The sequence below is a fragment of the Flavobacterium sp. genome (assembly GCF_023151265.1).
Lineage (GTDB): Bacteria > Bacteroidota > Bacteroidia > Flavobacteriales > Flavobacteriaceae > Flavobacterium.
Window position 1 is genome coordinate 1 of record NZ_JAKLJH010000004.1, and the last position, 26,096, is coordinate 26,096.

General features: G+C 32.6%; 28 protein-coding genes and 1 tRNA gene. 17 read left to right on the plus strand and 12 right to left on the minus strand.

Features of this window, described 5'->3' with window-relative positions; all coding sequences use genetic code 11:
* Together L6Q46_RS00630 and rbfA are read right to left on the minus strand one after the other, a co-directional pair.
* The coding region (locus L6Q46_RS00630) for an ABC transporter permease (RefSeq protein ID WP_291282664.1) at positions 1–894 on the minus strand (894 nt) is incomplete at its 3' end.
* Position 895: 1 nt separating this feature from the next.
* Complete coding sequence (rbfA, locus tag L6Q46_RS00635) at positions 896–1,288, minus strand: 30S ribosome-binding factor RbfA (protein ID WP_026726411.1); 393 nt, start codon at positions 1,286–1,288, stop codon at positions 896–898.
* 115 nt (positions 1,289–1,403) lie between these two features.
* Here rbfA and mce point away from each other — a divergent pair, with 115 nt between their 5' ends.
* The 3 genes from mce to L6Q46_RS00650 all read left to right on the plus strand — a co-directional run bounded on the left by mce (position 1,404) and on the right by L6Q46_RS00650 (position 2,361).
* Entirely contained in the window at positions 1,404–1,805 is a 402-nt protein-coding gene (gene mce, locus L6Q46_RS00640; protein ID WP_291282665.1) for a methylmalonyl-CoA epimerase, read from the plus strand.
* A 59-nt stretch (positions 1,806–1,864) separates the two neighbouring features.
* Positions 1,865–1,938, plus strand: a tRNA-Ile gene (locus tag L6Q46_RS00645).
* A gap of 219 nt (positions 1,939–2,157) precedes the next feature.
* Entirely contained in the window at positions 2,158–2,361 is a 204-nt protein-coding gene (locus L6Q46_RS00650; RefSeq protein WP_291282666.1) for a hypothetical protein, read from the plus strand.
* A gap of 18 nt (positions 2,362–2,379) precedes the next feature.
* Here L6Q46_RS00650 and L6Q46_RS00655 read toward each other — a convergent pair whose 3' ends face one another.
* The gene (locus tag L6Q46_RS00655) at positions 2,380–2,970 is read right to left on the minus strand and encodes a riboflavin synthase (protein ID WP_291282667.1); all 591 of its coding nucleotides are present in this window, start codon (positions 2,968–2,970) and stop codon (positions 2,380–2,382) included.
* 58 nt (positions 2,971–3,028) lie between these two features.
* On the opposite strand from L6Q46_RS00655, the gene pdxA reads away from it, so the two are divergent.
* The 6 genes from pdxA to accC all read left to right on the plus strand — a co-directional run bounded on the left by pdxA (position 3,029) and on the right by accC (position 8,022).
* A complete protein-coding gene (gene pdxA, locus L6Q46_RS00660; protein ID WP_291282668.1) occupies positions 3,029–4,078 on the plus strand; it encodes a 4-hydroxythreonine-4-phosphate dehydrogenase PdxA in 1,050 nt (349 codons plus the stop codon).
* An 81-nt stretch (positions 4,079–4,159) separates the two neighbouring features.
* Positions 4,160–4,699: a DUF177 domain-containing protein gene (locus L6Q46_RS00665; protein ID WP_291282669.1), complete on the plus strand. Its 540-nt coding sequence runs from the start codon at positions 4,160–4,162 to the stop codon at positions 4,697–4,699.
* A gap of 9 nt (positions 4,700–4,708) precedes the next feature.
* Positions 4,709–4,903 (plus strand): 50S ribosomal protein L32, encoded by a 195-nt coding sequence (gene rpmF / locus L6Q46_RS00670; RefSeq protein WP_008255033.1) that lies wholly within the window; start codon positions 4,709–4,711, stop codon positions 4,901–4,903.
* A gap of 166 nt (positions 4,904–5,069) precedes the next feature.
* Positions 5,070–6,065 (plus strand): beta-ketoacyl-ACP synthase III, encoded by a 996-nt coding sequence (locus tag L6Q46_RS00675; RefSeq protein ID WP_291282670.1) that lies wholly within the window; start codon positions 5,070–5,072, stop codon positions 6,063–6,065.
* A gap of 27 nt (positions 6,066–6,092) precedes the next feature.
* Positions 6,093–6,581 (plus strand): acetyl-CoA carboxylase biotin carboxyl carrier protein, encoded by a 489-nt coding sequence (gene accB, locus L6Q46_RS00680; RefSeq protein ID WP_111566672.1) that lies wholly within the window; start codon positions 6,093–6,095, stop codon positions 6,579–6,581.
* Between the two features lie 91 nt (positions 6,582–6,672).
* Complete coding sequence (gene accC, locus L6Q46_RS00685) at positions 6,673–8,022, plus strand: acetyl-CoA carboxylase biotin carboxylase subunit (protein ID WP_291282671.1); 1,350 nt, start codon at positions 6,673–6,675, stop codon at positions 8,020–8,022.
* Between the two features lie 57 nt (positions 8,023–8,079).
* On the opposite strand, the gene L6Q46_RS00690 is transcribed toward accC, so the two are convergent.
* The 3 genes from L6Q46_RS00690 to L6Q46_RS00700 form a co-directional block, all read right to left on the minus strand.
* Positions 8,080–8,541 carry a hypothetical protein gene (locus L6Q46_RS00690; protein ID WP_291282672.1) on the minus strand — a complete coding sequence of 154 codons (462 nt, stop codon included), beginning with the start codon at positions 8,539–8,541 and terminating at the stop codon, positions 8,080–8,082.
* Between the two features lie 51 nt (positions 8,542–8,592).
* Positions 8,593–9,108 (minus strand): hypothetical protein, encoded by a 516-nt coding sequence (locus L6Q46_RS00695; protein ID WP_363315813.1) that lies wholly within the window; start codon positions 9,106–9,108, stop codon positions 8,593–8,595.
* A 71-nt stretch (positions 9,109–9,179) separates the two neighbouring features.
* The gene (locus tag L6Q46_RS00700; RefSeq protein WP_291282673.1) at positions 9,180–11,081 is read right to left on the minus strand and encodes a S9 family peptidase; all 1,902 of its coding nucleotides are present in this window, start codon (positions 11,079–11,081) and stop codon (positions 9,180–9,182) included.
* 85 nt (positions 11,082–11,166) lie between these two features.
* Here L6Q46_RS00700 and L6Q46_RS00705 point away from each other — a divergent pair, with 85 nt between their 5' ends.
* On the plus strand, positions 11,167–12,429 hold the full coding sequence (locus tag L6Q46_RS00705) for a dicarboxylate/amino acid:cation symporter (protein WP_291282674.1): 1,263 nt from the start codon (positions 11,167–11,169) through the stop codon (positions 12,427–12,429).
* A 2-nt stretch (positions 12,430–12,431) separates the two neighbouring features.
* The gene (locus L6Q46_RS00710; RefSeq protein ID WP_111566677.1) at positions 12,432–13,115 is read left to right on the plus strand and encodes a VTT domain-containing protein; all 684 of its coding nucleotides are present in this window, start codon (positions 12,432–12,434) and stop codon (positions 13,113–13,115) included.
* Here the strand turns inward: L6Q46_RS00710 and L6Q46_RS00715 are convergent, their stop codons facing one another.
* Positions 13,116–14,444 carry a TlpA disulfide reductase family protein gene (locus L6Q46_RS00715; protein ID WP_291282675.1) on the minus strand — a complete coding sequence of 443 codons (1,329 nt, stop codon included), beginning with the start codon at positions 14,442–14,444 and terminating at the stop codon, positions 13,116–13,118. It lies immediately after the preceding gene.
* 222 nt (positions 14,445–14,666) lie between these two features.
* Between L6Q46_RS00715 and L6Q46_RS00720 the strand changes: the two genes are divergently transcribed.
* From L6Q46_RS00720 to L6Q46_RS00745, 6 genes are all read left to right on the plus strand, one after another.
* The gene (locus tag L6Q46_RS00720) at positions 14,667–15,779 is read left to right on the plus strand and encodes an FAD-dependent oxidoreductase (RefSeq protein WP_291282676.1); all 1,113 of its coding nucleotides are present in this window, start codon (positions 14,667–14,669) and stop codon (positions 15,777–15,779) included.
* Between the two features lie 60 nt (positions 15,780–15,839).
* Positions 15,840–16,577 (plus strand): monofunctional biosynthetic peptidoglycan transglycosylase, encoded by a 738-nt coding sequence (mtgA, locus tag L6Q46_RS00725; RefSeq protein ID WP_291282677.1) that lies wholly within the window; start codon positions 15,840–15,842, stop codon positions 16,575–16,577.
* 10 nt (positions 16,578–16,587) lie between these two features.
* The gene (locus tag L6Q46_RS00730; RefSeq protein WP_291282678.1) at positions 16,588–17,412 is read left to right on the plus strand and encodes an SDR family NAD(P)-dependent oxidoreductase; all 825 of its coding nucleotides are present in this window, start codon (positions 16,588–16,590) and stop codon (positions 17,410–17,412) included.
* Between the two features lie 42 nt (positions 17,413–17,454).
* On the plus strand, positions 17,455–17,775 hold the full coding sequence (locus tag L6Q46_RS00735; protein WP_291282679.1) for a hypothetical protein: 321 nt from the start codon (positions 17,455–17,457) through the stop codon (positions 17,773–17,775).
* Between the two features lie 107 nt (positions 17,776–17,882).
* Positions 17,883–18,686, plus strand: coding sequence for a TIGR00266 family protein (locus L6Q46_RS00740; protein WP_291282680.1), 804 nt, complete (start codon positions 17,883–17,885; stop codon positions 18,684–18,686).
* 78 nt (positions 18,687–18,764) lie between these two features.
* On the plus strand, positions 18,765–19,208 hold the full coding sequence (locus L6Q46_RS00745) for a hypothetical protein (protein WP_291282681.1): 444 nt from the start codon (positions 18,765–18,767) through the stop codon (positions 19,206–19,208).
* On the opposite strand, the gene L6Q46_RS00750 is transcribed toward L6Q46_RS00745, so the two are convergent.
* The 5 genes from L6Q46_RS00750 to L6Q46_RS00770 form a co-directional block, all read right to left on the minus strand.
* Complete coding sequence (locus L6Q46_RS00750) at positions 19,205–19,654, minus strand: hypothetical protein (protein WP_111566686.1); 450 nt, start codon at positions 19,652–19,654, stop codon at positions 19,205–19,207. The two genes, L6Q46_RS00745 and L6Q46_RS00750, sit on opposite strands and share 4 nt — an antisense overlap.
* Positions 19,655–19,732: 78 nt before the next feature.
* Positions 19,733–21,835, minus strand: a complete 2,103-nt coding sequence (locus L6Q46_RS00755) for a prolyl oligopeptidase family serine peptidase (protein WP_291282682.1) — start codon at positions 21,833–21,835, stop codon at positions 19,733–19,735.
* 55 nt (positions 21,836–21,890) lie between these two features.
* A complete protein-coding gene (locus tag L6Q46_RS00760; protein WP_291282683.1) occupies positions 21,891–24,092 on the minus strand; it encodes a TonB-dependent receptor in 2,202 nt (733 codons plus the stop codon).
* A 101-nt stretch (positions 24,093–24,193) separates the two neighbouring features.
* Entirely contained in the window at positions 24,194–24,505 is a 312-nt protein-coding gene (locus L6Q46_RS00765) for a hypothetical protein (RefSeq protein WP_291282684.1), read from the minus strand.
* A gap of 236 nt (positions 24,506–24,741) precedes the next feature.
* The gene (locus tag L6Q46_RS00770) at positions 24,742–25,731 is read right to left on the minus strand and encodes an aspartate-semialdehyde dehydrogenase (protein WP_291282685.1); all 990 of its coding nucleotides are present in this window, start codon (positions 25,729–25,731) and stop codon (positions 24,742–24,744) included.
* Between the last annotated feature and the right edge of the window lie 365 nt (positions 25,732–26,096).

The following is a 26,096-nucleotide window of genomic DNA, read 5'->3' on the forward strand; positions in this document are numbered from 1 at the left end:
AACAATCATAACAATAGCACCTGCTAAACAAAATAAAGTTAAGATTACAACTAATGTGCTGAATAAATAAATAAATAAGTTTTCAGATTGAAGCATCTTGTAAAGCGAATCGTTAAGTTGCGCTCTGTTTTTTATTTTGATGGATTTACCTAAAATAGAAGTTAGTTCTTCTCTAACCTGATTTTCGTTTGCACTTGGTTTTAATTTGATTTCAAGATTAGTAATTTCGTTTTCTTTTAACCCAAGAAAATGTTGTGCTAAATCAATAGAGCAGAAGACATATTTCCCATCTAATTCTTCGTTAACAGAATAAATTCCAGAAGGAAATAATAGCACTTTATTAAAAGCTTCATTCAGATTTTCAATATCTCCTTTTCCAGGTTTTGGTGCGAATGCTTCTAAACCATTGTTGTAATCAAATAATCCTAAGCCAAGCTTTCTGCTAATATCAGCTCCTACAACTACATGCTCAGAATCAGTTTCAAACCATTCTCCAGCATATAAATGTTTTTTAAAATCGGTTACTTGTATAAAATGATTGTCAACCCCTTTTATGTGAGCTACTAATTCTTTGTTGTCATACATAAAGTAAACACGCTCTTCGATAATTTTACTGTAGGAAGAAATATGGGAGGTTTTTTTTAGTATTTCCTCTTGTTTTGGACTTATAAAAAAAGTTTTACCTTTAGTATTTTCAATACGTAAATCAGGATCCGAAACGTTTGCGAAATTTAAACTAAATTCTTTTAATCCGCTGAAAACAGATAAAAAAACAAAAAGCGCCATTGTGCTAGCTATAATTCCAACAGAAGCAATTCCTGTAATGATGTTTATTGCTTTGTTCTTGCTGAAACTTACAGCATATCTTTTTGCTATGTAAAAGGAAAGGTTCAAATTATGATTTCTTTCTTTTTTCTAATAAGTCTGGGTTTTCAATTGGGTTCTCTTCTCCTGTTAAAGCCTTATCAATTTTTTCAATGTAATCTAAACTGTCGTCAATATAAAAAATTAAATTAGGAACTTTTCGCAATTGATTTTTTACACGTTGTGCTAAATCGTGTTTAATAAGTGGTGCGTTGCTTTTAACTGCTGCTAAAATTTCGGGTGCTTTATCTGTAGGAAATACACTTAAATGCACTTTTGCAATTGATAAATCTGATGTTACATTTACTTTTGATACAGAGATTACCAAATTGTTGATATTGTTTTTACGAATTTCACCTTGTAGTATTGAAACTAAGTCGTTTTGTAAAAGTGCTCCTATTTTTTTTTGTCTATTTGTTTCCATGATGCAAAAATACAAAAAAATAAACAAGCGGAATTCTTTTGTTGCCAATACAGTATTTATACTAGCTGTTCTTGTTTTTTGTTAACTTTGTTTTAAATATAAAAGTTTTGAAAATATGAGAAAAATAGAGCATATAGGAATTGCGGTAAAAAGTTTGAAAGAATCAAATTTATTATTTGAAAAATTATTCGGTCAACCACCATACAAAGAAGAAGAAGTGGCTAGTGAAGGAGTTAAAACTTCTTTTTTTATGAATGGGCCAAATAAAATCGAATTATTAGAAGCAACTAATCCAGATAGTCCCATTGCTAAATTTTTAGAAAAAAAAGGAGAAGGAATCCATCACATAGCTTTTGACGTAAATGATATTAATGAAGAAGTTATTAGACTAAAAAACGAAGGTTTTGTGATTTTAAATGAGATTCCTAAGAAAGGAGCTGATAATAAATTGGTTGTGTTTTTACATCCAAAAGGCACGAATGGCGTACTAGTAGAGCTTTGTCAAGAAATTAAATAAAGTTTTAAAAAAGATTTGCGTGCCATAAAAATTAGTCTTAATATTGCAACTTCAATACTGGTCCTATAGCTCAGTTGGTTAGAGCACCTGACTCATAATCAGGTGGTCCCTGGTTCGAGCCCAGGTGGGACCACTTTTATTGTTAAGATTTAAGAAGAAAATACTTATAAATCACAAAAATTAAGTTTTTTTTAAGTTTTTTTCTGAAAATAACTTGTAAAGTATAAAAATATTTATATTTTCGTGTTTCATAATAAGTTTGTGTTACAGAATATTAACTTATTATTAAATAATTTCTTTTATTAGTAAGAGAATGATATAAATTATACTTTTGCGCCCAATGAGAACAATTATGAATAAAATTATAACAATTTTAGTAGTGCTTTTTAGTATCCAAGGTGTTTTGGCTGCAGATCCAACACCACCGCCGCCAACGCCTCCAGTTCCACCTGGGTTGCCTATTGATGGAGGATTGGTGATACTATTCTTTTTGGCATTAGTTTCGGGTTATTATTTATCTAAGAAATATATATCTATTAAAAAAGGCTCTTTATAAGAGCCTTTTTTATTGTTTCTATTTTCTTAATTCGTTCAATCTACTTACGTATTTCCCAATTACGTCAAATTCTAAATTTACTTTAGTGCCAATTTTAAAAGTGTTAAAATTAGTATGATCAAATGTATAAGGGATAATTGCTACACTAAAGGTATTTAATCCCGAATTAACAACGGTTAAGCTGGTTCCGTTTACGGTAATCGAACCTTTTTCAATAGTAATATTGTTTAAAGATGCATCGTATTCAAATGTAAAAACCCAACTTCCATTTGCTTCTTTTATATTAGTACACGTTCCTGTTTGGTCAACATGACCTTGTACAATGTGTCCGTCTAATCTATCGCCAAGTTTCATGGCGCGTTCTAAATTTATGACATCTCCAACTTTCCAAGTCCCAATAGAAGTCTTATCAATCGTTTCTTTAATAGCCGTTACGGTGTAGTTTTTGTTTTCAATTTTTACCACTGTTAAACAAATGCCATTATGCGCTACGCTTTGGTCAATTTTTAATTCATGGGTAATGTCAGATTCTACCGTTACATGCAGGTTTTCCTGATCTTTTTCGATTTCTTTTATAATTCCGAGGGTTTCTATAATTCCGGTAAACATAACTGATTTAATTTTACTAAATTTGCACATCAAAAGTAAGCAATAAATCACATTTGTTATGGTTAAAAAAGCAGAAAATATAATTGTTGGAATTTCGATTGGAGATTTAAATGGTATTGGAAGCGAAGTTATTTTGAAAACATTTGAAGATACTCGAATGTTAGAATTGTGTACGCCAGTAATTTTTGCAAATGCTAAGATTGTTTCTTTTTTAAGAAAAGAACTGAACATCGATATTGCCATTCATGGAATTGATAAAATCGAACAATTGGTTGTTGGAAAAATAAACGTGCTGAATGTTTGGCGCGAAGGAGTGAATCTTGAATTAGGGAAAAATGATGATGTAGTAGGAAGTTATGCTATAAAATCTTTTGTGGCAGCAACAAAAGCTCTGAAGGAAGGTTTGGTAGATGTTTTAGTAACAGCTCCTATTAATAAGTATAATATTCAATCAGAAGAATTCAAATTTCCAGGACATACTGATTATTTAGATAAAGAATTAGAAGGAGATGCCTTAATGTTAATGGTTCACGATGATTTACGTGTTGGATTACTTACCGATCATGTCCCTGTGAATGAAGTAGCAAAACATTTGAACGAAAAATTAATTTCGAGTAAAATCAAAACGATTATTCAAACGTTAAAACAAGATTTTGAAATTGAGAAACCAAAAGTGGCAGTTTTAGGATTGAATCCACATTCGGGTGATAATGGTGTAATTGGTCAAGAAGAGGAAAAAATTATCAAACCTGCCTTGAAAAAATTATTTGAAGCAGGGAATATGGTTTTCGGACCTTTTCCAGCAGATGGATTTTTTGGTTCGGCACAATATGAGAAATATGATGCGGTAATTGCAACCTATCACGATCAAGGATTAATTCCATTTAAAACATTGTCGTTTGGTAACGGAGTTAATTATACAGCTGGATTAAATAAAATTAGAACTTCTCCCGATCATGGCACTGCTTATGAAATTGCGGGTAAAGGAGTGGCTAATCACGAGTCATTTAAAGAGGCGGTTTATTTAGCAATTGATATTTATAACAAAAGAAATGACTATCAAGAGCTGATTAAAAACCCTTTAAAAACAAAAGAAAAGCAGTTATAAACAAAAAAATGTTTACAACTAGTTTGAATTTATAAATATTTTATATCTTTGCACACCTTTTAAAAAGGTAAAACTGTTGTTATGAACAATTTAAAAGAATATTTGATTCCATTCGTGGGATTAAAAATAGGGAAGCATCAGTTTGATTATCAAATAGATAATACGTTCTTTAAAAGCTTTGATTACGACGAATTTAATGACGTTTCGGTTAAAGTTGATATTGTTTTAGAGAAGAAAAGCACCATGCTTGAACTCGATTTTAAGCACAAAGGAACTGTTAATGTGCCATGTGATGTATCGGGTGAAGAGTTTGATTTGCCAATTAAAGGAAAATTAAAACTTTTAGTGAAGTTTGGAGATGCCTTTAATGATGAAAATGAGGAGTTGCTCGTTTTACCTCATGGCGAATTTCAAGTAAATGTAGCGCAGTATATTTATGAGTCAATCATATTATCAGTGCCATTACGAAGAATACATCCAGGTGTTAAAGATGGTTCGCTGTCTGATGTAATTGAAAAATTAGAATCGCTTTCTCCAAAAGAAAACAAACAAGAAGAACAACAAAATAATGATATTGACCCTAGGTGGGAGAATTTAAAAAAACTATTAACGGATAAATAAAATAGAACAATGGCACATCCTAAGAGAAGACAGTCGTCTACAAGAAGAGATAAGAGAAGAACACATTACAAAGCGACAGTTGCTCAAATCGCAACATGTCCAATTACTGGTGAAGCACACTTATACCACAGAGCTTATTGGCATGAAGGTAAAATGTACTACAGAGGTCAAGTTGTAATTGATAAAAATGAAGCAGTAGCTTAATTGCATCAACAAAAAAATAGAGAAAACTCTCACATTGTGAGAGTTTTTTTGTTAAGTACCCATTCGTTTTAAATTAATAAAAACGAATAGGATTCGTTTGAAATTTTTTTTGTAATTTCCACCACTTTTTGAATCCTAAAAATTCAGAAGGAAAAATTAATCGAAGATGAATAAAATAACAGCAGCAATTACGGCAGTAGGTTCTTATGTTCCCGACTTTGTTTTGTCGAATCAAGTATTGGAAACATTAGTAGATACTAATGACGAATGGATTACCACTCGTACCGGAATTAAAGAAAGAAGATTGTTAAAAGAAGAAGGACAAGGAACTTCTTTCATGGCGATTAAAGCCGCTCAAAACTTATTAGAAAAGGCCAATTTAGATCCTAAAGATATCGATTTAGTGATTATGGCAACGGCAACTCCAGATATGCCAGTAGCTTCAACGGGAGTTTATGTAGCTACGCAAATTGGTGCAACGAATGCTTTTGCATTTGATTTACAAGCTGCTTGTTCGAGTTTTCTTTACGGAATGTCAACAGCATCAGCTTATATCGCATCTGGAAAATACAAAAAAGTCTTATTGATTGGTGCCGATAAAATGTCGTCAATTATTGATTATACAGACAGAGCTACTTGTATCATATTTGGTGATGGAGCAGGAGCTGTATTGTTTGAACCGAATACAGATGGTTTAGGATTACAAGATGAAATCTTAAAAAGTGATGGAATCGGAAGAGAATTCTTAAAAATTGAAGCTGGTGGTTCTATTTTGCCTCCTTCAGAAGAAACCGTTAAAAACAAACAACATTTTGTTTTCCAAGACGGAAAAACCGTTTTCAAATATGCCGTTTCTGGAATGGCCGATGTAAGCGAAAAAATCATGCAACGTAACAATTTATCGCACGACGATATCAATTGGTTAGTAGCACATCAGGCAAACAGAAGAATTATTGACGCAACTGCAAACCGTATGGGATTAGACGAATCTAAAGTCTTAATCAACATTCAAAAATACGGGAATACCACATCAGCAACCCTACCATTATTATTATCAGATTTCGAAAACCAATTGAAAAAAGGAGATAACATTATCTTTGCAGCTTTTGGTGGCGGATTCACATGGGGTGCTATCTATTTAAAATGGGCTTACACTAAATAAAAACAAAACTAAACTAAATCAAATATTATGGATATTAGAGAGATTCAAAACCTAATCAAATTTGTAGCTAAATCAGGTGCTACAGAAGTAAAATTAGAAATGGACGATTTTAAAATCACCATAAAAACAACAACTGAAGGAGCTGAAAGCACTACAACTTACGTGCAACAAATGCCTATGCATGCAGCACCTCAAATGGCCGCTCCACAAGTAGCAGCAGCACCAGCAGTGACAGAGGCACCAGCAGCAACTCCTGCAGCTGATGATAATTCAAAATATATTACAGTAAAATCGCCAATTATTGGTACTTTCTATAGAAAACCAGCTCCAGACAAACCAATGTTTGTAGAAGTAGGTTCAACTATTGGAAAAGGAGATGTTCTTTGTGTAATTGAAGCAATGAAATTATTCAACGAAATCGAATCTGAAGTTTCTGGTAAAATTGTAAAAGTTTTAGTAGATGATTCATCTCCAGTTGAATTTGATCAACCATTATTCTTAGTTGATCCGTCTTAATAAAGTTAGAAGTTAGAAGTTGGAAGTTAGAAGTTTTCTTTCTTCATAATTGTCTAATTGACACATTGTCTAATTATCTAATTAAAAAAACATGTTTAAAAAAATATTAATTGCCAATAGAGGTGAAATTGCACTACGTGTAATTAGAACTTGTAGAGAAATGGGCATTAAAACGGTTGCGGTTTATTCAACTGTTGATGCCGAAAGTTTACACGTAAAATTTGCTGATGAAGCGGTTTGTATTGGACCTGCACCAAGTAAAGATTCTTACTTAAAAATGTCAAATATTATAGCTGCTGCCGAAATTACAAATGCAGACGCTATTCACCCAGGATACGGATTCTTATCTGAGAATGCTAAGTTTTCAAAAATTTGTCAAGAGCATGGTATCAAGTTTATTGGTGCTTCTCCAGAAATGATTGAAAAAATGGGAGATAAAGCTACAGCAAAATCAACTATGATTGAAGCTGGAGTTCCTTGTGTTCCTGGTTCTGAAGGGATTTTAGAAGATTTCGAACAAGCTAAAAAAGTAGCAAAAGAAATTGGATATCCTGTAATGATGAAAGCTACCGCCGGTGGTGGTGGTAAAGGAATGCGTGCTATTTGGAAAGAAGAAGATTTATTGAAAGCATGGGAAAGTGCGCGTCAAGAAGCAGCTGCAGCTTTCGGAAATGATGGTATGTACATGGAAAAACTAATTGAAGAACCACGTCATATCGAAATTCAAGTAGTTGGAGATTCTTACGGAAAAGCATGTCACTTATCAGAAAGAGATTGTTCAGTACAACGTCGTCACCAAAAATTAACTGAGGAAACTCCATCGCCTTTCATGACAGATGAATTGCGTGAAAAAATGGGTACGGCGGCAGTTAAAGCAGCAGAATATATCAAATATGAAGGTGCTGGAACAGTTGAATTCTTAGTTGACAAACACAGAAATTTCTACTTCATGGAAATGAACACACGTATCCAAGTAGAGCACCCTATTACAGAACAAGTAATTGATTACGATTTAATTCGTGAGCAAATCATGGTAGCGGCTGGAATTCCAATTTCAGGGAAAAACTACTATCCACAATTACACTCAATAGAATGTCGTATTAACGCTGAAGATCCTTATAACGATTTCCGTCCTTCGCCAGGTAAAATTACGGTTTTACATGCGCCAGGAGGTCACGGAGTACGTTTAGATACGCACGTTTACGCTGGATATACAATTCCACCAAATTATGACTCTATGATTGCTAAGTTGATTACAACAGCACAATCGAGAGAAGAAGCTATCAATAAAATGAAGCGTGCTTTAGATGAGTTCGTAATCGAAGGAATCAAAACTACCATTCCATTCCACAGACAATTAATGGACGAACCAGATTATGTGGCTGGAAATTACACTACAAAATTCATGGAATCTTTTGTAATGAAAGACCCTCAAGAATAAAAAGCAAAAAGCGATTTCAATTGAAATCGCTTTTTTTATGTTTGTTACTTTTAATTTCTAAAGATTACTTTTAAGTTTTTTTTCTTCAATAATTAATTTATTGAAAAACAAGAATAGCCAAAAGTGAATAAAATTAAATCCAAACATAAAATTATTATCAACTTCAAATGAGTCTATATCGAATATGATGTTATAAGGTATTGCTGTAAGTCTAGTTGATAAATCACCATCATCAAATACAAAGAAAGAAATATCTGGTCCAAGTAAAAACTTATATGAAAACCCCAAGAATACAAACGTAAATACCTGAATTAAGTTTGTTAGCGCAAGAAAATACAAAGAAGGTTTTACCACTCGATTAAGATAAATAGATGAAATGGCTATAACATTTAATAAACTGAAAGTGAAGAAAAACAAGGTATTAAATTTAAAATCAAATTGAATAAATACACTTATGATACTTGGAATTAAACAGATTAGATTAATGATTATATAATAGATTATTATGTGTTTTTTCATTTTTGATTTTCATTTTTTTAGTTGAATCTTCTCAAATTTGAATTCAGATTTTTATCCTAAACTTTTAATTAATTCCTCAATCTCTATTTTCTGATTTTCATATTTCAATCGCAACGGATTGGCTTCTTTTTCAGAACGGTTGTAATAAATCATCGCTTTTTCAGCAAAAAACTTTTGATGATGTACTGAAGCTTTTGGAATTAAAGGAAACTCTTTGTGAAACAACATTTCATAATAGGCTTGCCATTCGCGCTCATTTTTGTCTTGCATGGCAACTTCTGGTGCTTTTTGTTTTACGTGCATCATTTCATGAGCCAATAAATTCAAAACCAACACCAAAGAAAATGAAAACGTGTTTTTAGGAATTCTAATAATCTGCGGTCCACCAATAATACCTTCAGCTGTCATTAAAATAGCATCAGGCTGAATTTCATCTCTAAATTCAAAACCAGCAAAATTTGGATGTTCTAATTCATATACTTTTAAAAGCCATAGCGCTGCCTCTTTCGTTAAGCCATGCTTATGAAAGGTTTTGATGGTGAGTTCTATGTTTTCGAATGGCATCATTTTCAAAGTCAAAAATCAAATTCAAGAACAAGAACAATTTGAAAATTGAACTTGCTCTTGCCCTTGAACTTTTAAAGCGTTTCTTTCAACCAACCAAAAAATTCTCTTTGCCAAACCAGCGCATTTTGAGGTTTTAATACCCAATGATTTTCATCTGGGAACAATAAGAATTTACTTTTAATTCCTTTTAATTGCGCCGCTTGAAAAGCTTCTTGTCCTTGTCCAATTGGTACACGGTAATCTTTTCCACCTTGAATAATTAAAATAGGGGTGTTCCAGTTGTTGATTAACTTAATTGGATTGAATTCGTTATATGTTTTTTGAGCAGTAGCATTATCTTTTTCCCAATAAGCGCCACCAGAATCCCAATTCGTAAAGAAAACTTCTTCTGTAGTTCCATACATACTTTCTGTATTGAAAATACCACAGTGCGAAATGAAGGTTTTGAAACGATTTTTATGAATTCCAGCTAATTGAAATACAGAATAACCTCCATAACTTGCTCCTACAGCACCTAAACGAGTTTTATCTACATAAGACTCTTTTGCTACATCGTCAATTGCAGCTAGGTAATCGTCCATAACTTGTCCGCCCCAATCTCCTGAAATTTGTTCGTTCCAAGCCGTTCCGTGTCCTGGCATTCCTCTACGATTTGGCGCTACAATTACATAACCTTGCGAAGCCATTAGTTGGAAATTCCAACGGAAAGAATACGATTGTGTCAACGCACTTTGTGGTCCGCCTTGGCAGTATAAAAGAGCTGGATATTTTTTTGTTTTATCGAAATTTGGAGGTAAAATTACCCAAACCAACATCTTTTTGCCATCGGTAGTCGTAACCCAACGTTTTTCTGTTTTACAAGAAGCGATTTTAGCGTAAGCTTCATCGTTTACTTTCGTAATTTGTTTCCAAGTTTTCTTAGCTAAATCATAAGAATATACTTCTGGAGCGTGATTCATATCATTTCTAGTTACTAAAACCGAAGTTTTTGAGAAACCAACAATTCCATTCACATCAAAATCGCCATCAGTTAATTGAGTTAAACGAACAGCAATTTTTGTTAAACCTGGAAAATTAACTTCAAAAAGTTGCTTCGTTCCTTTAATTGGAGCAATGAAATATACTTTTTTTCCATCGGCACTCCAAGTAAAACTATCAACTGTTCCGTCCCAACCAGCAGTTAAATTGATGTCTAATCCTCTATGACGAACGATAATATCGTTTTTATCGGCTTCATAACCATCGCGTTTCATTTGTAACCAAGACAAATCACCTTTTGGAGAAAAAATCGGATGCGTATCGTAACCTAAATTGCTTTCGGTAAGATTTTTTGTGGTTTTGGTTGCTAAATCGTATTCGTATAAATCAGTGTTAGTGCTTGTTGCATAAGCAGTTCCGGCTTTCTTTTTACAAACGTAGATGATTTTGGTTCCATCAGGTGACCAAATGTAATCTTCATCACCTCCAAAAGGCTTTTGAGGTGCATCATAAGGTTCGTTTGGCATAATGTCAATTCCAACTGCATCTTTTTTGTTCTCTGAATAGAAAACATGGTTGTGTGTTCCGTCGTTCCAAGTGTCCCAATGGCGATAATCTAAACCTGTGTAAACTTGAGCTGTAGTTTTTGATAATTCTGGATAAATGTCTTTTCCTAATAATTTCTCTACTTTCACCTCTTTTGAAGATAATAGTAACTTCCCATCAGGAGATATATTTTTATCAACTAATAATGATTTATAATCTTCCACCAAAGTAGCATTTCCACCCTGAACTGGAATCGTATAATATTTTGAATTGATTTTATTTTCTTCAATGGAAGGCGTTCCGACTTTATAAACCAAAAGTTTTCCATCTTTTGAAATTCCTAAAGGTGTTACTCTTCCTAATTGCCATAAGGTTTCTGGAGTTAGGTTTTGCTGTGCTAATGTACTCATGCTTATCATGCTGAAAATGAGAAAAATGTAATTTTTCATATCTGTTATTTTTAAAACGAAGCTAAATGTAGCAATTTTTTCAAAAAATATCCCTATTTTCACAATCTTAAAAGTAAACTTGATAATGAAAAAATTAGCACTACACTGGCAAATATTACTTGGAATGGTTTTCGGGGTTTTATTCGCTTTTATATTGATTCAATTTACATGGGGAAAAGACGTTATTGTGGATTGGGTAAAACCATTCGGAACCATATTTATTAATTTATTAAAGTTAATTGCAGTTCCATTGATTTTAGCTTCATTAATTAAAGGGATTTCTGACTTAAAAGATATTTCCAAATTATCTAAAATGGGAGGAAGAACAATTGGATTATATGTGCTAACAACGGTTATTGCGGTTTCAATTGGATTAGTAATTGTTAATATTATTAAACCTGGAAGTTTTATCTCTGAACAAACCAGAACCGAATTAGTTTCAAGTTATACTGCTGATGCTAATTCAAAAATTGAAGCAGCAAATAAGCAAAGTGAAGTCGGACCATTACAATCATTGATTGATATTGTTCCTGATAATATTATTAAAGCTTCTGCTGATAACGGAAATATGTTGCAGGTAATTTTCTTTGCAGTAATTTTTGGAATTGCTATGATTTTATTGCCTGAAGATAAATCAAAGCCCGTTAAAGATTTTTTCGATAGTTTCAATGAAATTATTTTGAAAATGATTGATATTATCATGTTGTTTTCGCCTATTGGTGTTTTTGCATTACTAGCTGCTATTGTAGCCGAATCACCAAGTTTAGATTTATTTAAAGCACTTGGGATGTATGGCTTAACCGTGATTATAGGATTAATTTTAGTAATGTCTTTCTATTTATTTTTGGTTAAAGTATTCGCTAAGAAAAGTCCAAAATTCTTTATCAACGGAATTTCTCCAGCTCAATTATTAGCTTTTTCAACGAGTTCAAGTGCTGCAACTTTACCAGTTACTATGGAAAGAACCGTAGATAATTTAGGAGTTGATGATGAAGTAGCTAGTTTTGTTTTGCCTATTGGTGCCACAATCAACATGGATGGTACTAGTTTATATCAAGCGGTTGCAGCTGTTTTTATTGCACAATCTTTTGGTATGGATTTATCTTTAGCTACTCAATTAGGAATTATTGTAACCGCAACTTTAGCTTCTATCGGAAGTGCTGCTGTTCCTGGTGCCGGAATGGTAATGTTGGTGATTGTATTAGCGCAAGCGGGAATTCCTGAAGCAGGTTTAGCTTTAATTTTTGCCATTGACCGTCCTTTAGATATGTGTAGAACCACTGTTAATGTTACAGGAGACGCTGCAGTTTCTATGATTGTAGCTAAATCTGTAAATAAATTGGCATAGCTATGAACGATTTTCATTGGACCAAACTTTTTAATCCCGAGTTCTACATTACTATGGAAGTCGGCGGAATTCCTATTGGAATCTACATGGTTTTATTCATCGTTTTTGCAGAAACAGGTTTATTTGCAGGATTCTTTTTACCAGGAGATAGTCTTTTGTTTCTTTCTGGAATTTATAGTCGTGAGTTGGTTGAAACTTTTTTCATGATTCCAAGCGATTTGTCTAATGTTACGATTTTGGCTTTGTTGATTGCTACAGCGGCAACTTTAGGAAATATTTTTGGGTATTGGTTTGGTGCAAAAAGTGGTCAGTTTTTATACAATAAAGAAGATAGTTTCTTTTTCAAAAAGAAATATTTATACGAATCTCAAGCCTTTTTTGAAAAACATGGAGGGAAAGCTATCATTTTTGCTCGTTTTCTTCCAATTGTTAGAACTTTTGTGCCTATTATCGCAGGAATTGTTCACATGGAAAAAAGCAAATTCATGTTTTATAACGTGTTGAGTTCGCTTTTATGGTCGTTTCTTTTGGTTTTTGCGGGTCATTATTTATACGGATTCTTTAACGAAGAATTTGGCATCGATTTAAAGAAACACATCGAAAAAATAATCCTAATTTTAATTGCAGTAACTACTTTTCCATTGGTTATGAAAGCAATTAAAGCTAGAAAAAATACAACGGATTAATTATTTACTTTGTAATAAGTTATTCAACTCTTGCTTGATTTTATCAGAATCAGGAGAAGGTGCTTTTGGATTTGAAATTTCTCCGTTTGAGTTAATTAAAACATATCTTGGAATAAAATCTATTGCTAGTTTTTTTAAGTATTCTGAGGTTTTTGGATTAATGATGAAATAACTATTTTCGGTTAGTTTCTCAAATTGATTTGCTTTTTTCCAAGCTTCAAAGTTGGCATCTGTTGATAAGTATAAAAACACAATTTCTTTTTCTTTGAATTCTTCGTGTAATTTTCTCGAACTTGGAAATGCAGCTCTACATGGCGCACACCAACTCGCCCAAAAATCTATATAGATTATTTTACCTTTATTAGCTTCAATAAAAGCCGATAATGTAGTCGTTTTTTTGTTTTCGTCATACAAAACAACTTCAGAAGTGTTTTGTTTTAAGGCTTCAATATCTACTAAAAAGGCACTTTCAAAACCTTCGATTAATTTTTTATCGTTTGAATATTTTTTAAAAATTGAGATATAAGTTGACAGCTTTTGAGAATCTGTTTTTGCAATTCGATTCAAATAAACATAAAGTAAATATTCTTTTGCTTTTGCAGAAAATAAGTCCGATTTCTCAATTTGAAGGAAACTATTTTCGCTATCTTCATACTGAATGCTAACATCTTTAGTTTTGGTTTTGTTGTTAGCGGTTTTAAGTTCAAAATCTTTAATTTCTTTTTCGTATTTCTTAATTTTAAGCTCGTTTTTTACATATAATTCCAAAAAATAGCGATACGATTTTAACCAAATTAATTCTTCGTTTTTAAGTTTGTTTTTATAATCAGAAAAATTTGTTTTTGTATCCGTATTTAACGTGTAAAAAGTGATATAATTCAATTGTGAATCATACGTTTCTTGTGAAATTTTATCTGAATTTAAAAGTTCATCTAATGCTACTTTAGAACTTTGAATAAAGTTAGCTAATTCCGCTTTATATTCTTTTTCTTCTTTTGAATTTCGACTTCTTTTGTTGGTTTGAAAAAAGACAAAATTATCAATTGGAAAACTCAAATTTAGTTGGTGTTCTAAATTCAAATCAAATGGTTTTGCTTCTCTGTTTTGAATTTTGAAATTAGGAAATCCTTTTTCGTAATCAATTTCAACTACATCATTTGCATGTAAAATAACTCTTGAGCTTTTATTCAATTCTTTCCAATTGTGGATTAAAAAAATCTTATCCGATTCAATATTCAATTGTATCGTGTCGTTTTTTTCTTTGTTATTTGGTGAAAGATAAGTTTCTCTATACGAATTGTGTTCCGAATAATTTATTAACGAATTCATTCTTTTAAATCCTGAAGTTTCTTCAAAATGGTAATTGCTTTTTTTGAAAACTAGGGTTATACTTTTTGAGGAATTTTGGGCAGAAATAATTTGGCTAAAAAACAGCGTTGTAAAAAGTAAATAAATTCTCATTTTTTCGGATTTTTATATCATAACGCAAATAACGAGATTTAGTGTGTAACTAAAAACAAATTCTTACATTTACTTTTTAAATTTAGAACAATGCAACTCAGTTATTGGGAAATAAAAAATTGGTTTTCTAATGTCGATTTTACTATCGTGGGTAGTGGAATTGTAGGTTTACATTCAGCATTAGCTTTGCGTGAGCGATTTCCTTCAGCAAAAATTTTAATTCTTGAAAAAGGCATTTTGCCACAAGGTGCGAGTACAAAAAATGCAGGTTTTGCTTGCTTTGGAAGTATTTCCGAAATCATCGACGATTTAAAAACCCATACCGAAGAAGAAGTCATTCAACTCATTCAAAAACGATATGCAGGATTGCAATTGCTTAGAAAAAATCTCGGTGATTCTGTAATTGATTTAAAACCTTATGGTGGTTACGAATTATTTTTGAAAGAAGACGAATCGTTCTATAACGAATGCATTCAGAAGATTTCTTTCGTTAACGATATCATTAAGCCACTTTTTAAAACCGATGTTTTTTCAAAAGAAGTAGATCGTTTTAATTTTGGAGGTGTTTTTGAACATTTGATTTTCAATCCATTCGAAGCACAAATTGATACCGGAAATATGATACAAGCGTTATTAAAAAAAGCACATCAAAATGACTTCCTGATTTTAAACTCTCAAACGGTAACAAGTTTTCAAGAACTAAACGATGGTGTTGAGGTGGAAACGAATGGAATTACATTTAAAACCAATAAATTATTATTCACTACAAACGGTTTTGCATCGCAACTAACAAATAATCAAGTAAAACCAGCTCGTGCTCAAGTTTTAATTACAAAACCAATTCCGAATTTAGATATTAAAGGTACTTTTCATTTAGATAAAGGGTATTTTTATTTCAGAAATATAAACGATAGAATTCTTTTTGGTGGCGGAAGAAATTTAGATTTCGAAGGCGAAACTACCACTTCACACGATACCACAGAATTGATTCAAAATCGTTTGGAAGAGTTATTAAAAACAGTAATTTTGCCACATCAATCGTTCGAAATCGAACACCGATGGAGCGGCACTATGGGCGTAGGAACACATAAAAAACCAATCGTTGAACAACTTTCAAACCATGTCTATTGTGGAGTTCGCATGGGCGGAATGGGAGTTGCCATAGGCAGTTTAGTCGGACAAGAATTAGCAGATTTAGTATAATTTGTTTCAGTCTTTAACTTGAAACTTTAAACCTGAAACTAAAAAGCAAAGCTTTTATATATGGCAAAAAAAATTACTCCAAAAAGTAAATCACCAAAATCACCCACAAAGAAAAGAACCACTGGTCAAAAGATTTTCCGTTTCTTTTGGTTGCTTTTTTTATGGTTTAATATCATCAGTTTTTCAGTTGTTTTGTTGTTTAAGTTTGTTCCCGTTCCGTTTACGCCTTTAATGGGAATAAGAGCCTTAGAGCATAATAGTGCAGGAAAAGATATGGTTTGTAGTCATGAATGGGTGCCAATTGACGAAATTTCATTAAACCTTCAAAAAGCGGTTATTGCTAGTGAAGATGGTCGCTTTTTACAACATTGGGGTTTCGATTTTGAAGCCATGCAAAAAGCTTTCAAGAATAATTCAAAAGGAAAACGATTAAAAGGCGGAAGTACTATTTCGCAACAAACCGCAAAAAACGTTTTCTTATGGCAGGGAAGAAGCTATGTCCGTAAAGGTTTAGAAGCATATTATACGGTTTTAATTGAACTAATATGGGGTAAAAAACGTATTATGGAGGTTTATCTTAATAGTATCGAAATGGGAGATGGCGTTTATGGCGCTGAAGCCGCAGCAAAACATTGGTACAGAAAAGACGCGTCTAGTTTAACACGTTATGAAGCTGCTGGAATTGCCGCAATTTTACCAAATCCAAGAAAATACAAAGCATCCAATTCTTCATCCTATATCAACAGAAGAAAAGCCAAAATCAGTAGAGAAATTGGTTACGTGAAATTGGATTATTAAAAATAAAAATTTGAAAAAAACAATATTAATCACAGGTGCTTCAAGCGGAATTGGTAAAGAAACTACCTTATATTTTGCAAAAAATAATTGGAACGTTATCGCTACGATGATTTCAATTGATTTGGCTGAAGATTTGGCAACAACTGCAAATGTATTTTGCTACGAGCTTGATGTAACTTCATCGGATAGTATTACAAAAGCAAAAGATAAAATTTTAAACAATCACAAAACCATTAATGTTGTTCTAAACAATGCGGGCTTGGGTTACAGAAGTTTTGTAGAGTTGTCTGAAGACAATAAAATTGATAACATTGTTAATGTTAATTGGTTGGGCGCTGTTAAAGTGTGTAGAGCCTTTATACCCGTTTTTAGAGAACAAAATTTCGGGCAATTCATTACAATTTCTTCCATTGCGGGATTGGTTAATTTACCGTTAGGGAGTTTTTATCACTCTACAAAGCAAGCAGTAGAAAGTTTTTCGGAATGTATGGCGTATGAACTTCTTGATTTTAATATTAGCGTTAGTACAGTTCAATTTGGAAATGCACCAACTTCTTTTCAATTAAATGTTACAAAATGTAATGCCACAGAAATTGATTCCTACAATAAATTAATGGATAAAGTGACAGCGATTTTACACAAAAAAACTAAGAAAAACACCAATCTTACTCCTATAATTACTAAAACACTATTCAATATTGCTGAAAATCCAAAGAAAAAATTTAAACGTTATACGATTGGTTTCGATGCTAATTTTATGAGTTTTATTAGACGTTTATTAGGATATAAATTATTTAATTCGTTAATTCGAAAATCGGTTTTAGGTCATTTTTAATTTTATATCATCTAGTAATCAATAATTTAAAAACGTAATACTATGAAATTAGTCATTTTAGCTTTAAGCTTTGTAATGTTAACCGCTTTTGGAACAGTAGAAAAAGTAAGTTTAAACAAAACATCAAATTCTGAAATTGTAATTGGCGAAAGTTTTTCCCTTATAAACGATTCAAAAGATAAAATTTCGATTCACACCGGAACTGGCTTTGTGTCTTTGAATAAAGGTTCGAAAACAAGTATTGGATGTAATGTAGGAAAAGAAGTGCGTTGGGCAAATGAAGGTAAAAAAGGAGATGTGATTTTTAAAATTACTGCCGATATGTGCGGAAAAACCTTAAAATTATCAGAATTGACGAAGTAAGATATTTCTAATTATAATTTAAATCCGAAAGCAATATTGCTTTCAGATTTTTGTTTTTACAGTAACATTTTATTTATCTGTTCGACTAATTAAGAAAACTAAAAATTATGAGAGCACACGAAATAGACTACCATATTTATGGTGAAGAAATGCAATATGTGGAAATCGAATTAGATCCTCAAGAAGTAGTTGTTGCCGAAGCCGGAAGTTTTATGATGATGGAAAACGGCATCAAAATGGAAACTATTTTTGGAGACGGAAGTCAAGACCAACAACAAGGTGTTTTCGGGAAACTGTTATCAGCTGGGAAACGCGTTTTAACTGGAGAAAGTTTATTCATGACGGCTTACCAAAACCAAGACATGGGAAAACGAAAAGTTTCTTTTGCATCACCATATCCAGGAAAAATTGTGCCAATAGATTTACAACAATTTGGTGGAAAATTCATTTGTCAGAAAGACTCGTTCTTATGTGCAGCAAAAGGCGTTTCTGTTGGAATTGAGTTTTCTAAAAAATTAGGAACAGGATTGTTTGGAGGTGAAGGCTTCATCATGCAAAAAATAGAAGGAGATGGAATGGCATTTGTCCATTCAGGTGGAACTTTAGCTAGAAAGGAATTAAAATCTGGAGAATTACTTCGAGTTGATACTGGTTGTTTAGTAGGTTTTACCAAAGACGTAGATTACGATATTGAATTTGTTGGAGGTGTTAAAAACACTATTTTTGGAGGTGAAGGGATTTTCTTTGCAACACTTCGCGGACCTGGAACCGTTTATATTCAATCGTTACCATTTACACGTTTAGCCGATAGAATTATTGCGTCGGCACCAAAAGCAGGTGGAAGCAGTAGAGAAGAAGGTAGCTTACTTGGAGGTTTAGGAAGAATGCTTGACGGTGACAATCGTTTTTAATTTAACGTATTTTTATATATTGATTTTCAGCAGTTTAGATTAAAATTTGTAACTTTATTAATCTAAACTCTGGAAATCATGAAAAATAAAACAGTGTTACAAAATGGATTTCTAATCTTCTTAGGAATCGGTTTGTTTTTCCTATTAATGGATTTTTTAGGATTGGCAAGTAAAAATTATCTACGCTCGTTAAATGCTTTTATTGTATTATACGGAATTCATAAAACTATTAAGTATAATTACGATAAAGGGAAAATGGATTATTTTGAAAATCTATTTTCAGGATTTATAACAGGAGTACTAGGTGTTTTTTTAGGAATAATTGGTTTAATTGCATTCATCTACATTAAAGGAGGAGAAAGCTACTTAACAACATTATCAGATACTTTCTTTTTTGTTGGAAAAATAAATATCATTCAATATTGTGGTGTTTTATTTTTTGAAGGCGTTGCTTCTAGTTTAATTGGTGCTTTTGTATTGATGCAATTTTACGGAGATGTTGCAATTAGTCACAAGTACTAAATAGGTCTAAGCGTATTGCTATACGTAATGATAAATTGAAATTTCCCTTTAGTTACTTTTTTCATCAAGTAAACATATTTGTGTTTGCTCGACTTTTTAGTGGGAATTAAGATTTCTTTTTTAGAGCTTACATCTTTAATTACCAAATCTTGTTGGTTGTTAAAACTTAAATAAGAAGCAATTCTATTGTTTAAATTAGTGATGGGATATTCAGAGTAAATCGTTTTTCCATTTTGTGAAATGATGATTTTTTCCCCTTTGTACACTTGAGTCAGGAATAAAATACTTTTGTTACTGCTTTTAGCATTTGCTTCTTTCTGAATATTCTCGATTTCTGTTTTGGAAGCACTTCTAAAGTCATCACGATACACACTTTTTACTGTCGAATTACAACTTTGTAATCCAATGGAAATGATTAAAACGAATATAAAAACTAGAATTCTCATAATTAGAAAACCCATTTTTTGAAGTTTTATTGCATAAAAAAAAAGCCCGAAGGCTCTTTTATCAGTTTTTTAACTTTTCTATTTTAATTTTTTAACACCCATATTGTAAAGTGTAAATACTTGCATATCTACATTTTCTTGAATGGTAGCCGCAACCGATTTTCCAGCTCCATGACCCGCATTTACATCAATACGAATTAAAACTGGATTGTCTCCCGCTTGTTTCGCTTGTAATTCTGCTGCGAATTTGAAACTATGCGCAGGAACTACTCGGTCATCATGATCGCCTGTGGTTACCATAGTTGCTGGATATTTTGTACCTGCTTTTACATTATGAACTGGAGAATATCCTTTAATGTATTCAAACATTTCTTTGCTTTGCTCCGATGTTCCGTAATCGTAAGCCCAACCTGCTCCAGCGGTAAACGTGTGGTAACGCAACATATCTAAAACTCCAACTGCAGGTAATGCCACTTTTACTAAATCCGGGCGTTGTGTCATCACTGCACCCACTAATAATCCTCCGTTTGAACCACCTTTTATCGCTAAATAATCTGAAGAAGTGTAGTTTTCTTTGATTAAATATTCAGCTGCCGCAATGAAATCATCAAAAACGTTTTGCTTTTTCAATTGTGTTCCAGCATCATGCCATTTTTTACCGTATTCTCCACCACCGCGTAAATTCGCAACAGCGTAAACGCCTCCATTTTCTAACCAAACCGCATTTGCAATACTGAAAGCTGGAGTTAAACTCACATTAAATCCTCCGTAACCGTATAAAACAGTTGGATTTTTCCCATTTAATTTTGTTCCTTTTTTATACGTAATAATCATCGGTACTTTTGTGCCATCTTTTGAAGTATAAAACACTTGTTTTGATTCGTAATCAGCCGAATTAAAATCTACTTTAGGTTTTTGATAAACTGCTGATTTTCCTGTTTTTGGATCAAAAGTGTAGATAGTTCCTGGAGTCACATAATTCGTAAACGAAAAATACAAAGTAGTTTCTTTTTCTTTTCCACCAAAACCTCCAGCTGTTCCAACACCTGGTAATTGAATATCACGCACTAATTTTCCGTTGTAATCATATTGTTTGATGAATGAAACGGCATCTTTCATATAACTTGCGAAAATATAACCGCTTCCTGTGTTTGGCGACAATACATTTTCGGTTTCAGCGATGCAATCTTTCCAGTTTTCTTTTGCAGGATTTGATAAATCAAAAGTTACTACGCGTTTGTTTGGCGCTTTGTAATTGGTAACCAAATAAATTTTAGAGCCTTTATTGTCTAAAACATCGTTGTCGTTTTCGTAATTGTCAATTAAAGTGACGATTTTAGCATCTGGTTTGGATAAATCTAAATAGTATAATTCGTTTCCAGAAGTTGAATTCGCAGCAGAAATAAACAAATATTTCTCATCTTCCGAAACATAACCACCAACATATCTTCTTTTTACATCGCCACCAAAAACCAATTTATCTGTTTTTTGAGAAGTATTTAATTTGTGATAATACAATTTGTGTTGGTCTGTTTTTGCTGATAATTCGCTTCCAACAGGTTTGTCGTAGCTTGAATAATAGAAACCTTCGTTTTTGTACCAAGAAACGCCACTGAATTTCACATCTACAATCGTATCGCCAATGATTTTCTTAGTTTTAGCTTCCATTACAATTACTTTTCTCCAATCGCTTCCACCTTCTGAAATAGCATAAGCAACCAAACTTCCATCTTTTGAAAAGTTAATTCCACCTAATGAAGTCGTACCGTCTTTTGAAAAGGTATTTGGATCTAAAAAGATTTCTTCTTTACCGGCTTTATCTTTTCGGTATAAAACCGATTGATTTTGAAGTCCATTGTTTTTGTAATAATACGTAAAATCACCTTCTTTGAATGGAGCCGAAATTTTCTCGTAATTCCATAATTTTTCCATTCTAGATTTAAGCTGATTTCTGTATGGAATTTGCTCTAAGTAACCATACGTTACCACGTTTTGAGCTTTTACCCAAGCTTCCGTTTCTGCACTTCGGTCGTCTTCTAACCAACGGTAAGGGTCGTTGATTTTTTCGCCAAAATACGTGTCAACATGGTCGATTTTTTTTGTTTCAGGATAATTGATTTTTGTTTGTGCGTTCATAACAAGTGTACAAACAATAGCGGTTATTGTTATTGTTTTTTTCATATTGTGTTTGTTGATTGAAACAAAGATATTCATTTGAATTCTAAAGATTTGTTAATTATAAATCAAAATTTAAACTCATGATTATATTTCGCCCCATATTGTTGATTCCGTCAGCTTTTAAACGCGATAAATGATTAACATAGTTTTTGTTCAAAAGATTGTTTGCGTTTACATTCCAACGAAATTCCGTTTTAGCTATTTTAATAGTACTACCAATTGCAAAATTGACTAATAAATAATCAGAAGTTTTGGTTTCAAATTCACCTAAATTATTTTGGGCGAAAGTATAATTTAAAAACAACGAAGTAAATCCTTTTTTCAACCAATTGCGGTATTCAAATTCTGCTCTAATGTTGTTTTTCCATTGATTGGCTGGAATTAATGGTAAATAATTGCCACCCTGTTTACCTGTTACGCTTTCAAAACTACTGGTAAAATGCAACCAATCATAAGGATGAGGATGAAAGTGAATTCCAGCTTCTCCACCAAATAAATACGCATTGTTTTGCACATAATTGTAAACATCATTTCCGTCAATTTCAGCACCAGTTGGCGTAATGTAAATGTAATTGTTTACGAGATTGTAAAATCCGTTGATGAACCATTCAAAGTGTTCGCTTTTGTATTCCAAATTCAAATCCACTTGAAAATTTTGTTCGTTTTCTAAATCAGAATTTCCAATTTCATAACGATTACTTCCTTCGTGAACGCCATTTGAAGTTAATTCTGATAAATTCGGTGCTCTAAATCCAGAAGCAATGTTAATTCGGGTTGAAATATGGTTTGATAAATCGGTTTTGTAGCCTAATGACGCATTAAAACTGTTGAATTGTTTGTCTATGGCTTCAAAATAGCCTTCTTCGCCTTCGATTCCGTGAGTGGAAGTGTTTATTTTTCTATTGTCGTAACGAATTCCCGCTTGTAAAACGTTAGAATTCCAACTGTAATTTGTAGTAGCAAAAGCGCCAAAATCTTTCACATTTGCATCTGGAATTAGTAATTCTTCTCCAAAATTAGTATTGGTTTGATCCATTCCTTGAATTCCGATAATGCTTTCTAAACGATTCATTTTTGGGAAAAAGTATTTTACATTGTAACTCGCAGTTTTCAATTTCATAGATAACGCAATTTCATCGGGCGCTTCTAATTCTTTTCTGTCGTTTAATGAGTAACCAAAATCACCTTCAATTTTTGAGTTTTTGAAGTACACTTTTTGATTCAAACTCAATACATGATTGTCGACTTCTTGTTTTGGATAAAGTGGATTTCTGAATCCTGAATTTTCTAAATCTTCTTCAGGTAAACCCAAGTTTAAGTTGTTGTAATTGTATCTAAAATCGGTTGAAAATTTAGAGTTTGAATACCCAATTCCCGATTTAAAATCTTTCTCGATGAAACGTGTATTGATGATTCTGTCACCATTCGAAACTTTATAATCGGCATGCGATGTGTAATTTCCTCTAACCAAAAACTTAAAATTTGATGGCGAAGCTTTAAATCCGAAAGTAGTGGAAGTTCCTTGCGTATTGGTAAAATATTGTTGCTCAAAATCGGCTGATTTTTCTTGAAAAGGCGCATATTTTTCAGGATTAAAATAAATAACACCGCCCAATGCATCGGAACCATACAATAACGAAGCTGGCCCTTTGATAACTTCGACACTTTCAATTCCGGCAGCGTTTAAACCTAAACCATGTTCTTCGCCAAATTGTTGATTTTCCATACGAACTCCTTGCGAATACACCAAAACACGATTGCCACTTAAACCACGAATCACAGGCTTTCCAATCGAATTTCCTGTTGAAATTTGAGAAACCCCAGGAATCGTTGCAATTCCATCAATTAGTGAAGTTGCACCGTTTTCTTTCAGCGTATTTATAGAAGCATGTTCTACTTTCATCACGTTTTGCGATTGTATTTTGTTGTATAAAGTAGAAATAATGATTTCATCTAAATGTTGTTCTTTTTCGGTTAGAATTACGTTCAACTTGATTTCGGTCCCATTATTGGTTACAATTTCTGTTTTAGTTTCAAAACCTGCTAAATGAAAAATAAGTTTATTAGTTCCTTTTGGTAATGATAAAAATTGATAAAAACCATTTTCATCGGTTGTGGTTTCAGAATTATTTTCTTCGATATGAACGATAACTCCGGCAAGTTTTTGATTGTTGCTATCAGTAACATAACCGCTTATTTTGAATTGCGAAAAGCCTGCTATCGAAGACAATAGCAGTAGTATATTGAAAAGACATTTCATTTTTTAATTTATTTTTATTAGATAAATAATACAGCAAAGTGTTGTACATCATTTTGATATACAGCAGCAGAAGCTTTGTTTAGGAAACAAAGCGAAATTATTTAAGCCATAAAAACGGGCGGACCGCGAAGATGGAACGAATTTCCTTCAAACGTAACGCAAGATTCCTTACTGTTAAATTGATACGGAATTTCGTAAAACGAAGGAATAAAATCAAAATGGAATACTTCTGGTGAAAGGAAAGCCGCAAATTTGAAATCACAAACAGGACAATCTTCACTTTCGGTAAACGTTTTTTCAGAAGTCTTAAAAGTCAAATGATGCGAATCGTCACAACATTCCGATTTTAAATGATGATCGTGCGAAAAAGTATGAATAGACTGATAACTCACAGCAAATAATACTGCAAGCATCAAAAACAAATTCATATGTAATAATTTCTTTTTCACCATCACAAATATACTGCTTTTAGAATAAAGCCAAAAAACAAACCACGAATTAACGAATTTTTAAGTTTTGATGACTTATTTCGCTAGTTCGTGGTTATGTTTGAAACACATAGAAACATAGAATTTAAGCTTGATGTGGACTCAAAAAAAGTGTAACATACTTATCTATAAAAACAAACTATGTGGCTATGTGTTTAAAATTACACTAAGTTATTCGCAACCAAATATTCCGCAATTTGAATTGTATTTGTTGCTGCTCCTTTTCTTAAGTTATCGGCTACAATCCACATGTTAATTGTGTTTGGTTGGCTTTCATCTCTTCTAATTCTACCTACAAAAACATCATCTTTTCCTTGTGCGTAAATCGGCATTGGATAAGTAAACGTATCTAAATTATCTTGAACCGTTACGCCAGGTGTGTTGTGTAAAATTTCACGTACTTCGTTCACATCAAAATCATTCTCAAACTGAATGTTTACCGCTTCACTATGTCCGCCAACCACTGGAATACGAATTGCAGTTGCTGTAACCGCAATAGTTTTGTCATTTAAGATTTTTTGTGTTTCACGTACTAATTTCATTTCTTCTTTGGTGTAACCGTTTTCTTCGAAACTATCACATTGTGGAATCGCATTTCTATGAATTGGATATTTATACGCCATTTCATCTTGAATTCCAGCGTATTCATTTTCTAATTGACGTACGGCTTTCACTCCAGTTCCTGTAATGGATTGGTAAGTTGAAACTACAATACGTTTGATATCATATTTAGCATGTAAAGGTGCTAAAGCCATTACCATTTGAATCGTAGAACAGTTTGGATTTGCAATAATTTTGTCTTCTTTAGTTAAAACCGATGCATTGATTTCTGGAACGACTAATTTCTTAGTAGCATCCATACGCCAAGCGGAAGAATTATCGATTACAGTTGTTCCAACAGCAGCAAATTTTGGAGCCCATTCTAAAGAAGTTTCTCCACCTGCCGAAAACAAAGCAATCTCAGGTTTCATATCTACAGCGGTTTGTAAACCTACTACTTTGTAGGTGTTGCCTTTCCATTCGATTTCTTTCCCAACTGATTTTTCAGAAGCAACTGGAATTAACTCCGTTACAGGAAAATTACGTTCTGCTAATACTTGAAGCATTATTTCGCCTACCATACCGGTAGCGCCAACTACGGCTACTCTCATTGTGTGTGTTATTTAATGATGCAAAAATATAGAATATTCAAACGACTTAGCAAATATTGATGAAATTATAACAAAAGTTTTGATTTGTAACGGGATTTTAAAAATTTTACATGTTGAGGTAAAATGTAAAAATACAGAGAAACATGAATAGCAAAGCAATAAAATATTTATGAAACCAACTTAGCCATATAGCTATTAGAACGAGAACAAATCCTTCAAAATAATATTCACTAATTGAGTTTCTTAAAACTACTGAGAATATAAAATTAAAGGTTATTAATAGTCTAACAATCCATTTGGTGATGATTGAATCGTTGATTTTTTGATACATTTTTAATTTTTAATTGAAAGTTACTACTAAATTT

Excerpts from the sequence above, each read along its gene's own strand:
- rbfA (WP_026726411.1), bottom strand. The coding sequence starts at position 1,288 with ATGGAAACAAATAGACAAAAAAAAATAGGAGCACTTTTACAAAACGAC.
- mce (WP_291282665.1), top strand. The coding sequence starts at position 1,404 with ATGAGAAAAATAGAGCATATAGGAATTGCGGTAAAAAGTTTGAAAGAA.
- L6Q46_RS00650 (WP_291282666.1), top strand. The coding sequence starts at position 2,158 with ATGAATAAAATTATAACAATTTTAGTAGTGCTTTTTAGTATCCAAGGT.
- L6Q46_RS00655 (WP_291282667.1), bottom strand. The coding sequence starts at position 2,970 with ATGTTTACCGGAATTATAGAAACCCTCGGAATTATAAAAGAAATCGAA.
- pdxA (WP_291282668.1), top strand. The coding sequence starts at position 3,029 with ATGGTTAAAAAAGCAGAAAATATAATTGTTGGAATTTCGATTGGAGAT.
- L6Q46_RS00665 (WP_291282669.1), top strand. The coding sequence starts at position 4,160 with ATGAACAATTTAAAAGAATATTTGATTCCATTCGTGGGATTAAAAATA.
- rpmF (WP_008255033.1), top strand. The coding sequence starts at position 4,709 with ATGGCACATCCTAAGAGAAGACAGTCGTCTACAAGAAGAGATAAGAGA.
- L6Q46_RS00675 (WP_291282670.1), top strand. The coding sequence starts at position 5,070 with ATGAATAAAATAACAGCAGCAATTACGGCAGTAGGTTCTTATGTTCCC.
- accB (WP_111566672.1), top strand. The coding sequence starts at position 6,093 with ATGGATATTAGAGAGATTCAAAACCTAATCAAATTTGTAGCTAAATCA.
- accC (WP_291282671.1), top strand. The coding sequence starts at position 6,673 with ATGTTTAAAAAAATATTAATTGCCAATAGAGGTGAAATTGCACTACGT.
- L6Q46_RS00690 (WP_291282672.1), bottom strand. The coding sequence starts at position 8,541 with ATGAAAAAACACATAATAATCTATTATATAATCATTAATCTAATCTGT.
- L6Q46_RS00695 (WP_363315813.1), bottom strand. The coding sequence starts at position 9,108 with ATGATGCCATTCGAAAACATAGAACTCACCATCAAAACCTTTCATAAG.
- L6Q46_RS00700 (WP_291282673.1), bottom strand. The coding sequence starts at position 11,081 with ATGAAAAATTACATTTTTCTCATTTTCAGCATGATAAGCATGAGTACA.
- L6Q46_RS00705 (WP_291282674.1), top strand. The coding sequence starts at position 11,167 with ATGAAAAAATTAGCACTACACTGGCAAATATTACTTGGAATGGTTTTC.
- L6Q46_RS00710 (WP_111566677.1), top strand. The coding sequence starts at position 12,432 with ATGAACGATTTTCATTGGACCAAACTTTTTAATCCCGAGTTCTACATT.
- L6Q46_RS00715 (WP_291282675.1), bottom strand. The coding sequence starts at position 14,444 with ATGAATTCGTTAATAAATTATTCGGAACACAATTCGTATAGAGAAACT.
- L6Q46_RS00720 (WP_291282676.1), top strand. The coding sequence starts at position 14,667 with ATGCAACTCAGTTATTGGGAAATAAAAAATTGGTTTTCTAATGTCGAT.
- mtgA (WP_291282677.1), top strand. The coding sequence starts at position 15,840 with ATGGCAAAAAAAATTACTCCAAAAAGTAAATCACCAAAATCACCCACA.
- L6Q46_RS00735 (WP_291282679.1), top strand. The coding sequence starts at position 17,455 with ATGAAATTAGTCATTTTAGCTTTAAGCTTTGTAATGTTAACCGCTTTT.
- L6Q46_RS00740 (WP_291282680.1), top strand. The coding sequence starts at position 17,883 with ATGAGAGCACACGAAATAGACTACCATATTTATGGTGAAGAAATGCAA.
- L6Q46_RS00745 (WP_291282681.1), top strand. The coding sequence starts at position 18,765 with ATGAAAAATAAAACAGTGTTACAAAATGGATTTCTAATCTTCTTAGGA.
- L6Q46_RS00750 (WP_111566686.1), bottom strand. The coding sequence starts at position 19,654 with ATGAGAATTCTAGTTTTTATATTCGTTTTAATCATTTCCATTGGATTA.
- L6Q46_RS00755 (WP_291282682.1), bottom strand. The coding sequence starts at position 21,835 with ATGAAAAAAACAATAACAATAACCGCTATTGTTTGTACACTTGTTATG.
- L6Q46_RS00760 (WP_291282683.1), bottom strand. The coding sequence starts at position 24,092 with ATGAAATGTCTTTTCAATATACTACTGCTATTGTCTTCGATAGCAGGC.
- L6Q46_RS00765 (WP_291282684.1), bottom strand. The coding sequence starts at position 24,505 with ATGCTTGCAGTATTATTTGCTGTGAGTTATCAGTCTATTCATACTTTT.
- L6Q46_RS00770 (WP_291282685.1), bottom strand. The coding sequence starts at position 25,731 with ATGAGAGTAGCCGTAGTTGGCGCTACCGGTATGGTAGGCGAAATAATG.